This window comes from Pseudomonas sp. NPDC098747 (genome assembly GCF_044760045.1).
Taxonomy (GTDB): Bacteria; Pseudomonadota; Gammaproteobacteria; order Pseudomonadales; family Pseudomonadaceae; genus Aquipseudomonas.
This window is the reverse complement of the sequence record NZ_JBIWAL010000090.1, coordinates 1-13,229: the sequence shown is the minus strand read 5'-3', so window position 1 is coordinate 13,229 and position 13,229 is coordinate 1. Positions and strand designations below refer to the sequence as shown.

10 protein-coding genes are annotated in these 13,229 nt (G+C 60.6%); 1 reads left to right on the top strand and 9 read right to left on the bottom strand.

The window, feature by feature from the left end:
- Nucleotides 1-155: 155 nt before the first annotated feature.
- Nucleotides 156-1,502, bottom strand: a complete 1,347-nt coding sequence (gene pmbA / locus ACIQVE_RS28110) for a metalloprotease PmbA (RefSeq protein WP_402814949.1) — start codon at nt 1,500-1,502, stop codon at nt 156-158.
- Between the two features lie 108 nt (nt 1,503-1,610).
- Between pmbA and yjgA the strand changes: the two genes are divergently transcribed.
- Nucleotides 1,611-2,135 carry a ribosome biogenesis factor YjgA gene (gene yjgA / locus ACIQVE_RS28105; RefSeq protein WP_042557656.1) on the top strand — a complete coding sequence of 175 codons (525 nt, stop codon included), beginning with the start codon at nt 1,611-1,613 and terminating at the stop codon, nt 2,133-2,135.
- A 51-nt stretch (nt 2,136-2,186) separates the two neighbouring features.
- Here yjgA and tldD read toward each other — a convergent pair whose 3' ends face one another.
- The 8 genes from tldD to ACIQVE_RS28065 form a co-directional block, all read right to left on the bottom strand.
- Nucleotides 2,187-3,629 (bottom strand): metalloprotease TldD, encoded by a 1,443-nt coding sequence (gene tldD / locus ACIQVE_RS28100; RefSeq protein ID WP_402814945.1) that lies wholly within the window; start codon nt 3,627-3,629, stop codon nt 2,187-2,189.
- Nucleotides 3,630-3,632: 3 nt separating this feature from the next.
- Nucleotides 3,633-4,493, bottom strand: a complete 861-nt coding sequence (locus ACIQVE_RS28095; protein WP_402814942.1) for a carbon-nitrogen hydrolase family protein — start codon at nt 4,491-4,493, stop codon at nt 3,633-3,635.
- A 58-nt stretch (nt 4,494-4,551) separates the two neighbouring features.
- Nucleotides 4,552-8,358: a YhdP family protein gene (locus ACIQVE_RS28090; RefSeq protein ID WP_402814939.1), complete on the bottom strand. Its 3,807-nt coding sequence runs from the start codon at nt 8,356-8,358 to the stop codon at nt 4,552-4,554.
- Nucleotides 8,359-8,433: 75 nt separating this feature from the next.
- Entirely contained in the window at nt 8,434-9,891 is a 1,458-nt protein-coding gene (gene rng, locus ACIQVE_RS28085) for a ribonuclease G (protein WP_402814936.1), read from the bottom strand.
- A 57-nt stretch (nt 9,892-9,948) separates the two neighbouring features.
- Nucleotides 9,949-10,545, bottom strand: a complete 597-nt coding sequence (locus tag ACIQVE_RS28080; RefSeq protein WP_402814933.1) for a Maf family protein — start codon at nt 10,543-10,545, stop codon at nt 9,949-9,951.
- A 37-nt stretch (nt 10,546-10,582) separates the two neighbouring features.
- The gene (mreD, locus tag ACIQVE_RS28075) at nt 10,583-11,074 is read right to left on the bottom strand and encodes a rod shape-determining protein MreD (RefSeq protein ID WP_042557650.1); all 492 of its coding nucleotides are present in this window, start codon (nt 11,072-11,074) and stop codon (nt 10,583-10,585) included.
- Entirely contained in the window at nt 11,074-12,201 is a 1,128-nt protein-coding gene (gene mreC, locus ACIQVE_RS28070) for a rod shape-determining protein MreC (protein WP_402814952.1), read from the bottom strand. Before mreC ends, mreD begins: the two co-directional genes overlap by 1 nt.
- 141 nt (nt 12,202-12,342) lie before the next feature.
- Nucleotides 12,343-13,229 (bottom strand): rod shape-determining protein (locus ACIQVE_RS28065; protein ID WP_402814929.1); only part of this gene is annotated, 887 nt, incomplete at its 5' end.

Here is a 13,229-nt window from a genome sequence, read left to right as displayed (position 1 = left end):
GTGTAATCTCTCTGACTGCGTCTTCCGCCCGTATCCATTGCGCCCTCCTGATAAAAAGCCAGAAGGTGTAAACCTTATTCAGGACGCGACAAAGAGCATAAAAAAGGCGCGCCACCCAATTGGGTGCCGCGCCTTTTTGCGTACCGGGTGGAGGCTTAGCTGCCCGCCACCGTCATGCGCTCGATCAACACCGAGCCAGTGCGGATGTTGCTGCGCAGTTCCAGATCATTACCCACGGCGACGATCTGCTTGAACATGTCGCGCATGTTGCCGGCGATGGTCACTTCCTGCACCGCGAACTGGATTTCGCCGTTCTCGACCCAGAAACCCGCCGCCCCGCGCGAATAGTCGCCGGTGACCATGTTCAAACCATGGCCCATCAACTCGGTGACCAACAACCCACGGCCCATGCGACGCAGCAGTGCGGCCTGGTCTTCATCGCCATGAGTGACGAACAGGTTATGCACGCCGCCAGCGTTGGCGGTGCTTGGCATGCCGAGTTTGCGACCGGAGTAAGTGCCGAGGATGTACGACACCAACTCGCCTTTCTCGACGAACGGTTTGGCGTAGGTCGCCAGGCCATCACCGTCGTACGAAGCGCTGCCCATGGCGCGCATCAGGTGCGGACGCTCGTCGATGGTCAGCCACTCCGGGAACAGTTTCTGCCCCAGCGTGCCTTCCAGGAACGACGATTTGCGATACAGGCTGCCACCGGAAACCGCCGAGAGGAAACTGCCGAACAACCCGCCCGCCAATTCTGCGGAAAACAGCACCGGCACCTCGCAAGTCGGCACCGGACGCGCGCCCAAACGGCCCGCCGCTCTTTGCGCAGCACGTTGGCCGATGCTGACCGGGTCGGCCAGCAACTCGCCCTGACGGCTCACGTCGTACCAGTAATCGCGCTGCATCTGGCCATCGGCCTCGGCGATCATCACGCAGCTCAGGCTGTGGCGCGTCGACGCGTAGCCGCCGATGAACCCATGGCTGTTGCCATACACGCGGCAACCCTGATGGGTGCTGAGCGTGGTGCCGTCGGCGTTCTTGATCCGCGCATCGGTGTCGAAAGCGGCCGCCTCACAGAGCAGCGCTTTCTCGATGGCCTGTTCCGGGGTGATGTCCCATTCGTGGAACAAGTCGAAATCCTGCTGATCCCTGGCCATCAACGCCGCATCGGCCAAGCCCGAGGCTTCATCTTCGGACGTGTGTTTGGCGATCGCCAGTGCGGCAGCCACCGTCTCGCGAATCGCATCAGGCCCGGTGGCGGACGTGCTGGCAGAGCCTTTGCGCTGACCGACATACAGAGTGATGCCAAAGCCCTGATCGCGGTTGAACTCGACCGTCTCGACCTCGCGCTGACGCACTGATGTCGACAGGCCCTGCTCCAGCGAGACCGCGACTTCGCAGGCACTGGCACCCTGGCGCTTGGCTTCGGCGATGATCTGCTCGACCTGTTCCTGCAGTGCCGGCAATGCCTGCGGGCCGACGCTTTGAACTGCACTCATGCTCATCTCCACTCAAATTCTGCTTTCGGCTGGGGCCATCGAGCGACCGGGCCGGACAAGCGGCCCCCGACTGGTTATCATGGCGGCGTTTCTTTGCGGACTGCCACCATGGTTGATTCTTACGACGACTCCCTCGATACGGGAGAAAAAAGCAAATCTCAGGTCAAACGCGAGCTACATGCTCTGGTTGACCTAGGCGAGCGCCTTACAACACTCAAGCCTGACTTGGTGGCAAAACTGCCACTGACCGACGCGATGCGCCGTGCCTTGGCCGATGCGCCGAAGCACACCGCGAATATCGCGCGTAAACGGCATTTACAGTTCATCGGCAAACTGATGCGCGATCAGGACACTGACGCGATCCTCATTTTGCTCGATCAACTCGATGCCTCCACTCGTCAGTACAACGAGCGTTTCCACAATCTCGAACGCTGGCGTGACCGCCTGATCGCCGGTGATGATGCCGTGCTGGAGAAATTCGTCCTGGAGTACCCGGACGCCGATCGCCAGCAACTGCGTTCCCTGATCCGTCAGGCTCAGCATGAGGTTGCGCAAAACAAAGCGCCTGCCTCAAGCCGTAAAATCTTCAAGTACATCCGTGAGCTGGACGAGACTCAACGCGGTCTGCGTTGATATTCGCCACCGGGTGGCCGCCCTGCGCGCCACCCGAAGCTCCATCCCTTCTTAAGCGCCCGTGCCACCCACGGTGATCGCGTCGATTTTCAGCGTCGGCTGGCCAACACCCACTGGTACTGACTGCCCATCCTTGCCGCACGTCCCCACACCGCTGTCCAGCGCCAGATCATTACCGACCATCGACACCCGGCTCATCGCCTCAGGGCCGTTGCCGATCAACGTCGCGCCTTTGACCGGCGCGGTGATCTTGCCGTCTTCGATCAAGTACGCCTCGCTGGTGGAGAACACGAACTTGCCGCTGGTGATGTCGACCTGACCGCCACCGAGATTGGCGCAGTAGATGCCTTTTTTCACCGAAGCGATGATTTCCGCCGGATCGCTTTCGCCGCCGAGCATGTAGGTGTTGGTCATGCGTGGCATCGGCAGGTGCGCATAGGATTCACGGCGACCGTTACCGGTACGGGCCACGCCCATCAGGCGCGCGTTGAGCTTGTCTTGCATATAGCCCTTGAGCACGCCGTTTTCGATCAGCGTGGTGCACTCGGTCGGAGTACCTTCGTCGTCGACGCTCAGCGAGCCGCGACGACCGCTCAAGGTGCCGTCATCAACGATGGTGCAGAGCTTGGAGGCAACCATTTCGCCCATGCGTCCGCTGTAGGCCGAACTACCCTTGCGGTTGAAATCGCCTTCCAGACCGTGACCGACCGCTTCGTGCAGCAGCACACCGGACCAGCCCGGCCCCAGCACCACCGGCAGCGTCCCGGCCGGCGCCGGAATCGCTTCCAGATTCACCAGCGCCTGACGCAGCGCTTCACGGGCATAACCCATGGCGCGGTCTTCAGCGAGGAAATAACGGTAGTCGGTACGCCCGCCACCGCCATGGCCGCCGCGCTCGCGACGACCGTTCTGTTCAACAATAACGCTGACATTGAAACGCACCAGTGGCCGCACATCCGCCGCCAGCCCGCCATCGGTGGAAGCCACCAGAATGCGCTCCCAAACCCCGGCCATGCTCACGCTGACTTGCTGGATACGCGGGTCGAGCGCGCGCGTGGCGACGTCGATGCGCTTGAGCAGCTCGACCTTCTCGGCACGGCTCAACACTTCCAGCGGATTGTCCGGCGCATACAACTGGGCGACGTCTTGAGTGGTGAACGCCTGCACTGTGCCGTTCTGCCCGGCACGGGAGATCGAACGGGCCGCACGCGCCGCAGCGCCCAGGGCTTCAAGGGTGATTGCGTTGCTGTAGGCGAACCCGGTTTTCTCGCCGGACTGCGCTCGCACGCCGACACCCTGATCGAGGTTGAAACTGCCTTCCTTGACGATGCCGTCTTCCAGCGCCCAGGACTCGGAGATCTGGCCCTGGAAATACAGGTCGGCGGCATCGATGCCCGGACCCGCCAGATCGCCGAGCACACTTTGCAGGCTCTCGATCGTCACGCCGCCGGGCGCCAAAAGGTGATCACTGACAGAGGACAACAACTCGCTCATGGTTTAGGCCTTAAATTCATGTTCTGAAGCAGGTCGCTGTGCGCCCTGCGAGAAAAACCGCCGATGACTCGTCACCGGCATCCGCGCCCTGATGGACGCTTGTTCATTGCTATCGCGTTCGGCCAGCAACACCGCTTCGCCTTGATCCTGACTCGCCAGCACACGACCCCATGGGTCGACAATTGCCGCATGCCCGAAGGTTTCTCGCGGTCCTGGATGGGTCCCGCCCTGCGCCGCCGCCAACACATAACACTGTGTCTCGATGGCCCGAGCGCGAATCAACACATCCCAATGCGCCGCGCCGGTCACGGCGGTAAAAGCCGACGGCACGGTAATCAACTCGGCCCCGGCAGCGCGCAATTCGCTGTACAGCTCCGGGAAGCGCAGGTCGTAACACACGGTCAGACCGACTTTGCCGACCGGTGTATCCGCAACCACCACACCACTGCCATAAGCATAGTCATCGGATTCGCGGTAACGACCGCGATTGTCCACTACATCGACATCAAACAGATGCAGCTTGTCATACCGTGCAACGGTTTCGCCCTGATCGTTGACCAGCAGCGAGCAGGCGTGCGATTTGGCCGTCGGCTGATCCATCGGCGGCAACGGCAAAGTGCCGGCCACTATCCATAACTTGAGGTCGCGGGCGGTCTGTTTCAACCATGGCAGGATCGGTCCTTCGCCAAGGGCTTCAGCGCGGCCGATGTCAGCGATGTCGCGACGGCCCATGGCGGCGAAGTTTTCCGGCAGTACCGCCAGCCTCGCGCCACCGGCAGCCGCCTGCTCAAGCAGGCGCTGGGCCTGGGCCAAGTTGGCCAGCACGTCACTCTGGCTGACCATTTGAATCACCGCGAAAGACATGGCGAACTCCGCAAGAGGTAGGCGGCCATGCTACTCCATCGATTCGGGAGCTGGCTGTTCAAAAAGGCTTTTCAAAAGTGATTTTCGGCTCTTTCCACGGACCTTTGACGGTGTATTTCACACTGGCAAAGCGCGCCACACGGTCGCCGATGAGCTTGTCTATCAGGAACAGCGCACCGCCGACCGCCGGTGCGCCGACGATCAATGCGGCAATCGGCAGGTTGTTGGTCACCGGCAACGTCACCAGCAACTTGGCGTCGACCTGGTCGGCCACCAGGTCCAGCTTGCCGTTGAGCTCCAGGTTGCTCGACGGCCCGGTCAGACGGATTGGCTCGCGCGTGTCATAAACACCATTATTCGCCACCAACAGGCCTTTGACCCGGTCATAGCTCAGGCCTTTGCCGAACAGGTCGGAGAAGTCCAGGCGCAGACGGCGGCCGATGGAGTTGAAGTTGAGCAGACCGAATACTCGCAAGGCCTGCGCGCCACCCTCCACCTCAACAAACTGGCCCTTGTTCAGCGACGCATCGAGGGTGCCGGAGAAGCGCTTCGTCGCCAGCCACGCCGGCGAACCCGGCCAGCGGCCATCGACATCCATGTGAAACTCTTGGCTGGTCACACTCGGCGCGAAGCCCCAGCCCTTGAGGACATCGGCGAGGTTCTTGCCGCCGATCCGCCCCTTGAACCAGCTAGTGCTGGAACCTGGAGCGCCTTCCCAGCCGCCATTACCTTGCAACAGGATCCCTTTGAGGCCCATGTCGAGATTGTTCATGGCGATGCCTTTGCTGGTCGGCCGGATCTTCAGCGACCAGCCACCGACCAGATCCTGGCCCAGGAACAGTTGATTGATGGTGATATCTAGCGCCGGAATTTTCGTCGGATCGACCGACGCCAACGGATCAGGTGAATTCTCGTCAGCCTGCACCGTCGGATCCGGCGCCGGCAGTCGCACGTATTGCAGGTTCACCGCAATCGGCGCGTTTTTCGCGTCGGGAAGACCCGCGGTGCCTTTGGCCTGCTGACTGTCGAGCGCCAGATTCCACGCCCCCGGCTTGCGATTCAGCTGAACCGAGGCCTGATCCAGCGTCGTGCCGAAGGCCGTCAGCTTGCCAATCTTGAAGTCGGCACTGCTCAACAGTTGCTTGGCACTGCCGCCCGGATTCTGTCCAGCGTACTTGCTGACCAGATCCTGCCAGGGAGCGACGTCCAGTTCCGACAGCACACCACGAATCCGCAAGCCCTTGGCGCCCGGCAACACGGCTTCACCGGCCCCGAGGAACAACTCACCGCGCCCCTCGGCAAAATTAGTCGGTGGCGCAGCAAAGGTGAAACTGGCTAATTGACCGTAGCTGACCCAATAACGCCGTTCCTGCCCTTGTAAGGTCATGCGGAAAACGGTGTCTCGACCGACATCCGCCGCCATGCCAAACGGTGCAGGTAGATCGACCGCCACACCTTTGAGGTTGGAGCTGACCATCAACTGACTGTCGTTACCGTCCAGATTCAGTTGCAACTGATAGGGGATCGTCCCGGACGCTGGCATCGGTTGAGTGACGCCGAGCCAGTCGGTGAGTTTCTTGACTTCAACCTGTCCCGACGCGGCGACTCGGGTCTTGAGCTGGTTGGCGCTGCCATCAGCGAAAATCTGCGCAGTGACCGGCTTGTCGAACGCTCGGGCAGCGATATTCTGCCCGCTGAGACCCTTGGCGCTATCGAAGCGGAAATCACCCTTGAGTTGCGTCAGTTCCAGTTTCGGCTCCGCCAGTTTCAGCCGCGCGTTGGCGGTCTTGAAGTCGACGACGATTTTCGGCAGGTCGCCGCCCTTGTCCAGCGGCACGTCGAGTTTGAGCTTGCCTTGCAGATCGCCCGCGCCTTCCCAACCGGCAAAGGTTTCGCCCGTACCGATCGGTGCGTCCTGAAGAATTTTCAAACCGTCACCCAGACCGCCGGCGAACGCGCCATCGAGGTACATGTGGGTACGTTGTCCGGCCGGGACATGGGGAATGTTGACGAAAACGTCGCGGACCTGGGTGTCGAGCAATTGGCCCTTGCTGGCCCAGATCCGCACGCCGCTGTCCTCGATGAACACGTCGCCACTGACCTTGCTCACATGCGGCCAGCCTGGCTGGAAGGCCAGTTCGGCGTCATGCACCTTGAAGAACAGACTGATGCTGCGATCAGCGTCCCCGGCGTTCTTGCTCAGCGAGCCTTGATACTGGAAGAAACCCTGATCCACCGCGCCCTTGAGGATCGCCGTCCGCAGCCATTCGTCCAGCGCAGGGCTCAACACTTCGGGCAAGTACTTGGCGGTGTAGCGGCCGTCGCCATCGACCAGACCGACCCGCAGGTCCATGTAGTCTTCCTGGCTGTGATCAAAATGCAGACGAATCAGGAAGTCACCGGCAATCTTGCCCTCTTCGCCCAACACCTTCAGGTACGGTGCGATCAGGGTGAAGCCGTCCTTGTCGAGTTTCCAGGTGAGTCGGGCGTTGGCCTGAATGTATTGCCACGGCTTGGCGAAAATCGGATCGAGGTGCAGGACAAAATCCTTGCTGTCCATGCGCAACTCACCACCGTCGAGGTTGCCGCTGAGGCTACCGCTGACATTTCGCGCCGCTGGAGCGCCGTGATAGGCATCAAAACCTACGGAATCGAGGTTGGCCGCGAAGCCGAATTTAGTGCCGTCAGTGGCATTCGGACGTAAATCCAGCATGACATTGCGCAGGCCGCCGGTGACCTTCAGGCGCTCCACGGCGGTGGCGACACCTTGCGGCAAAGGCCCCAGCGCGTTGAGTAACGGGGTGATCGGGGTCAGGTCGAGGCGATCAGCCTGCAAGTGCCAGAGCTCTTCGACCTTGTCAGTGGCGCGGGTCTGCTGCACTTGCACCCGCGATTCCCAGCGGGTTTCGCCAAAATTCATCGCCAGCGAATCGAAGGTGACCGTCGCGCCTTTGGCGCTGTTTTCGTAATAGGCATTGAGCGCCAGATTGTTGATCTTGATCGGCTTGCGCTCGGCGTAGGCACCGATGAGTTGCGGGGCGTTCAAACGAATCGCCGCACTTTGCAGGGTGCCCTCGGCCCAGTTCACCCACAGCTCGCCGCCAGCCTTGATTTCGGAGAAATTCCATTGCTGGGTCACGCGCTCCGGCAGCCACTTCGACCAGTCGCTTTGCGGCAGGCTGACGTAGCCTTCCACCGTGCTGTCGCGTAACTGGCTGGGGCGAATTCGCGTGCGCAAGCTCAGCGCGACGGGCTGGCCATCAGGCAAGGTCAAACGTGCATCGAGGCGTTGGCGACTGGCACCGGTCTTCAGATTGAGGCCGACATAGGTAAGCGTCATCGGTGGGTGAGCCAGCGGCTGCAAGGTCACCTGGCTTTCGAGCACCGACAATTGCTGAATCATCTGCGAGCGGTTGAACAACTGCTCGGGATCAAGCGGTTGATCCTTCTGCACCGGCAAACCTTCCAGCGCCCAAGTGCCATCCGCGGCTTCCTTGAGGCTGATTTTCAAGCCATTGAGTTCCAGGTGAGCGATGCGCACTTCGCGGGCCAACAGGCTGGCCCAAAGATCGGGCACTGCCCGCACACGATCAAGACGCAAGGCATTGGCGCCGTCGCCGACCATCACGTCGTGGGCCAGCAGGATCGGTGCAAAACCGCTCCAGTTGCCCTCCAGTTCGCCGATCTGCAACGGCATGCCAAGGGCGGCACTGGCCTTGTCTTCGATATCGGCGCGGTATTCGGCCACCAACGGCGTCAGTTCGCGACCGAGACTGACGTACAACGCCATCAACACCAGAACCAACGCGCACAGGCCCAGCCCCCAACGGGTGAGTGCGGCCAAAATGCGTGTCAGACGGTCCATGTCAGTTGGCTCCCATGGCAAAAATACTGCGAAAAGCTGAGGCCAGCCGCTGTGGAAAAAGGGTGACGCAGGGGTTCAGAGCAGCACCACGTCATATTGTTCCTGGGAATACATGGTTTCCACCTGGAAGCGTATGGTGCGGCCAATGAAGCCTTCAAGCTCGGCGACATTACCGGATTCTTCGTCAAGCAGCCGGTCCACCACTTTCTGGTTCGCCAGCACTCGATAACCCTCGGCCTGATAGGCCCGGGCCTCACGAAGGATCTCGCGGAAGATCTCGTAACAGATGGTTTCGGCAGTCTTCAATTTGCCGCGACCCTGGCAGCAGCTGCACGGTTCGCACAGCACCTGCTCAAGGCTTTCGCGGGTGCGCTTGCGGGTCATCTGCACCAGGCCCAACTCGGTAATACCGATGATGTTGGTCTTGGCGTGATCGCGCTCCAGCTGTTTTTCCAGGGTTCGCAGAACCAGGCGCCGGTGCTCTTCATCTTCCATGTCGATGAAGTCGATGATGATGATCCCGCCCAGATTGCGCAGGCGCATCTGCCGCGCTATCGCGGTCGCGGCTTCGAGGTTGGTCTTGAAGATGGTTTCTTCGAGATTGCGATGGCCAACAAAAGCGCCGGTGTTGACGTCGATGGTGGTCATGGCTTCTGCCGGATCGACCACCAGATAGCCACCGGATTTCAGTGGGACTTTACGCTCAAGGGCTTTCTGGATTTCGTCCTCGACACCGTACAGATCGAAAATCGGTCGCTCGCCCGGATAGTGTTCCAGACGATCAGCGATTTCCGGCATCAGTTCGGCGACGAACTGCGTGGTTTTCTGGAAGGTTTCCCGGGAATCGATACGGATCTTCTCGATTTTCGGATTGACCAGATCACGCAGCGTGCGCAAGGCCAGACCAAGGTCTTCGTAGATCACGCTCGGCGCGCCGATGGTTTTGATCTGTTCGTTGATCTGATCCCACAGCCGCCGCAGGTAGCGGATGTCCATCAGGATCTCATCAGCCCCGGCACCTTCGGCGGCGGTGCGCAGAATAAAGCCGCCAGCCTCTTTAATGCCTTCTTTAGCCACACAATCGGTGACCACCTGCTTGAGGCGATCGCGCTCGGCTTCGTCTTCGATTTTCAGGGAAATGCCGACGTGGGCGGTGCGCGGCATGTACACCAGATAGCGCGATGGAATCGACAATTGCGTGGTCAGCCGCGCACCTTTGGAACCGATCGGATCCTTGGTGACTTGCACCACCAGGCTCTGGCCTTCATGCACCAGCGAGCTGATGCTTTCCACCGTCGGGCCTTCGCGCAGAGAGATTTCGGCTGCATGAATGAACGCTGCACGATCAAGGCCGATGTCGACGAACGCTGCCTGCATACCCGGCAGCACCCGGACTATCTTGCCTTTATAGATGTTGCCGACGATCCCGCGTTTTTGCGTGCGCTCGACGTGGACTTCTTGCAGCACACCGTTTTCGACCACCGCCACGCGCGATTCCATCGGCGTGATGTTGATCAGAATCTCTTCACTCATGGCAGGATCTCGTTCAGGCATGTTCACGATAATGGCCGCATATTGTTCGTACGACGCTTATTGTGCGTTCAGGTTTTGCCAACAGGGTATGCCGAAATGGCCCAACAGTTCTGCGGTTTCGCAAACAGGCAACCCGACCACCGCCGAATAGCTGCCATTGAGCCCCGCGACAAACACCGCGCCGAGCCCTTGAATGCCATAACCACCGGCCTTGTCCCGGGGTTCGCCGCTGGCCCAGTAGGCAGCGGCTTCTTCGCGGCTGATCGGCCGGAACCGCACCAGACTGCGCACCACCCGCGACTCGCAGCGCTCGCCTTCGAGCACAGCGATGGCGGTCAGCACTTCATGTTCTTTGCCGGACAACATCATCAGCATGGCGCATGCGTCAGCTTCGTCCACCGGTTTGCCAAGAATTTTGCCATCGAGCACCACCGCCGTGTCGGCACCCAGAACGCAAAACGGCGCAGCGCGGACAACCGTGCGCCGTCCGGCCTCGGCCTTGCCGCGCGCAAGGCGTTCGACGTAGGCCAATGGCGATTCTTCGGAGAATGGAGTTTCATCAATGTCCGCGCTGATGGCGGAAAAAGGAACGCCGATCTGCGTGAGCAATTCACGTCGGCGCGGCGATCCGGAGGCGAGGTAAAGCGGCTTCATCACAACATCTCCCTGTTCAGTGCCCTGCTTCACCGGCTCAATTGATTTTGTAGCGGCGGCGTAATCCACGCAAAGCGAAGCTGATCCAAGGCCAGAGCAAGGCACTGGTCAGTGCCGGCAGCACCAGCGCCAGGGTCGGCTGACGGTTTCCGGTCAAGGCGCTGAGCCACAACTGCACCAATTGCGCGAGCCCGAAAATCACCAGAATCACCAGACACTGCTGCCACATCGGGAACATCCGAAGGCGCTGCTGCAATGACAGCACCAGGAAAGTGATCAGCGTAAGAACGAGCGCGTTCTGGCCAAACAGATCGCCTTGCAGCACGTCTTCGGCCAGGCCCAGGCAGAACGCCGTGACCATACCGACCGCGTGCGGCATGTAAAGCGCCCAGAACGTCAACAGCAAGGCGAGCCACAGCGGGCGCAGGATTTCCATGAAGATCGGTAACGGCGAGACGCTGAGCAATATGCCGACGACGAAGGTCAGCCAGATGATCCAGCCATTTCGGGAAGCTTTGACACCGACCATTATTCTCGTCCCCCAGTGGTGGCTGGCGCCGTTGCCGGCGGTTTGGCAGGCGATTTGCTGGCGGCAGGAGTAGGCGCCGGGGGCTTGGTCGCCGCCGGTGCGGCCGCTGGCGGTTTGCTCGCGGCTGGTTTGACCGGCGTCGCGGCAGGCGTCGTAGCGGCCGGGGTTTGCTCGGTAGCCGGTGCAGCAGCAGGTGCCGGCATGACCAACGGTCGGGAAACCACTGAGGCCGGCATCGGACCGCCGCCATGGGCATCAAGCGCTTCCTGAGCTTGCGCGGCGTCGTTGGCGCGCTCCTCGGCGGTACGTGAGTCACTGAACACCAGCAGCAGGTAGCGGCTGCGGTTCAAAGCAGCGGTCGGCACGGCGCGGACGATTGCGAACGGTTGGCCGGAGTCATGGATCACTTCCTTAACCGTCGCCACCGGGTAACCAGCCGGGAAGCGCTGGCCAAGACCGGAGCTGACCAGCAAATCGCCTTCCTTGATATCCGCCGTGTCGGCGACATGCCGCAATTCCAGGCGCTCAGGGTTGCCGGTGCCGCTGGCAATCGCCCGCAGGCCGTTTCGGTTCACCTGCACAGGAATGCTGTGAGTGGTGTCGGTCAGCAGCAGTACACGGGAGGTGTAAGGCATCAACTCGACCACCTGCCCCATCAAACCGCGCGCATCGAGCACCGGTTGACCGAGCACCACGCCGTCGCGCTCACCTTTATTGATGATGATGCGATGGGTGAAGGGGTTGGGGTCCATGCCGATCAACTCGGCCACTTCGACCTTTTCGTTGACCAGCGCGGAAGAATTGAGTAACTCGCGCAGCCGAACGTTCTGCTCGGTCAGCGCAGCAAGCTTTTGCATGCGACCCTGATACAACAGGTTTTCGGTCTTGAGTTTTTCGTTTTCGGCGACAAGCTCGGTGCGACTGCCGAACTGACTGGCGATACCGTCCCACAGCCGTCCGGGCAGGTCGGTGATCCAGTAGGCATCCATCAACACCAGCGACGCTTGGCTGCGTGCGGGCTTGAGCAGATTGAATCGGGCATCGACCACCATCAGCGCAACCGACAACACGGCCAGCACCAACAGGCGGACGCCCAACGAAGGGCCCTTGGCGAAAAGCGGTTTAATAAGCCGCTCCTCCCAGGCAAATGTTCTGTTTATTCATACGGCATCAAACCGGCCTGGATGAAGACTGACAGAAGATAAACGCCAACAGGCAGCACTGCAAAGTGCTGCCTGTGCGCTCACCCACGTATTGCACTCGGCGACTTATTCGCTCGAGAGCAGATCCATGGTGTGTTTATCCATCATTTCCAATGCACGGCCACCGCCGCGAGCAACACAGGTCAGCGGATCTTCGGCAACGATCACCGGCAAACCGGTTTCCTGGGCCAGCAGCTTGTCGAGGTCACGCAGCAGCGCGCCACCACCGGTCAGCACCAGGCCACGCTCGGCGATGTCGGAAGCCAGTTCCGGTGTCGATTGCTCCAGAGCACTTTTCACTGCCTGAACGATGGTGGCCAGGGACTCTTGCAGAGCTTCCAGCACTTCATTGGAGTTCAGGGTGAATGCGCGTGGAACGCCTTCGGCCAGGTTGCGACCGCGAACGTCGACTTCGCGAACTTCGCCGCCCGGGTAGGCTGTACCGATTTCCTGCTTGATGCGCTCAGCGGTGGATTCACCGATCAGGCTGCCGTAGTTACGGCGCACGTAGGTGATGATCGCTTCGTCGAAGCGGTCGCCGCCAACACGCACGGATTCGGCGTAAACCACACCGTTCAGGGAGATCAGCGCGATTTCGGTAGTACCACCACCGATATCGACGACCATCGAACCGCGTGCTTCTTCAACCGGCAGGCCGGCACCGATCGCAGCAGCCATAGGCTCTTCGATCAGGAACACTTCACGGGCACCGGCACCGAGGGCCGATTCACGGATGGCACGACGCTCAACCTGGGTGGATTTGCAAGGAACGCAGATCAGCACACGAGGGCTAGGCTGCAGAAAGCTGTTTTCGTGAACCTTGTTGATGAAGTACTGCAGCATCTTTTCGCAGACGCTGAAGTCGGCGATCAAGCCGTACTTCATCGGACGAATGTCAGCAATGTTGCCCGGCGTACGGCCGAGCATGCGCTTGGACTCGGTGACGAAAGCTA

What these genes read in the sequence shown, in the direction of transcription:
- mreD (WP_042557650.1), bottom strand. Translation starts at nt 11,074, where the DNA reads ATGGTCGGTGTCAAAGCTTCCCGAAATGGCTGGATCATCTGGCTGACC.
- ACIQVE_RS28090 (WP_402814939.1), bottom strand. Translation starts at nt 8,358, where the DNA reads ATGGACCGTCTGACACGCATTTTGGCCGCACTCACCCGTTGGGGGCTG.
- rng (WP_402814936.1), bottom strand. Translation starts at nt 9,891, where the DNA reads ATGAGTGAAGAGATTCTGATCAACATCACGCCGATGGAATCGCGCGTG.
- yjgA (WP_042557656.1), top strand. Translation starts at nt 1,611, where the DNA reads ATGGTTGATTCTTACGACGACTCCCTCGATACGGGAGAAAAAAGCAAA.
- pmbA (WP_402814949.1), bottom strand. Translation starts at nt 1,502, where the DNA reads ATGAGTGCAGTTCAAAGCGTCGGCCCGCAGGCATTGCCGGCACTGCAG.
- ACIQVE_RS28080 (WP_402814933.1), bottom strand. Translation starts at nt 10,545, where the DNA reads ATGAAGCCGCTTTACCTCGCCTCCGGATCGCCGCGCCGACGTGAATTG.
- ACIQVE_RS28095 (WP_402814942.1), bottom strand. Translation starts at nt 4,493, where the DNA reads ATGTCTTTCGCGGTGATTCAAATGGTCAGCCAGAGTGACGTGCTGGCC.
- tldD (WP_402814945.1), bottom strand. Translation starts at nt 3,629, where the DNA reads ATGAGCGAGTTGTTGTCCTCTGTCAGTGATCACCTTTTGGCGCCCGGC.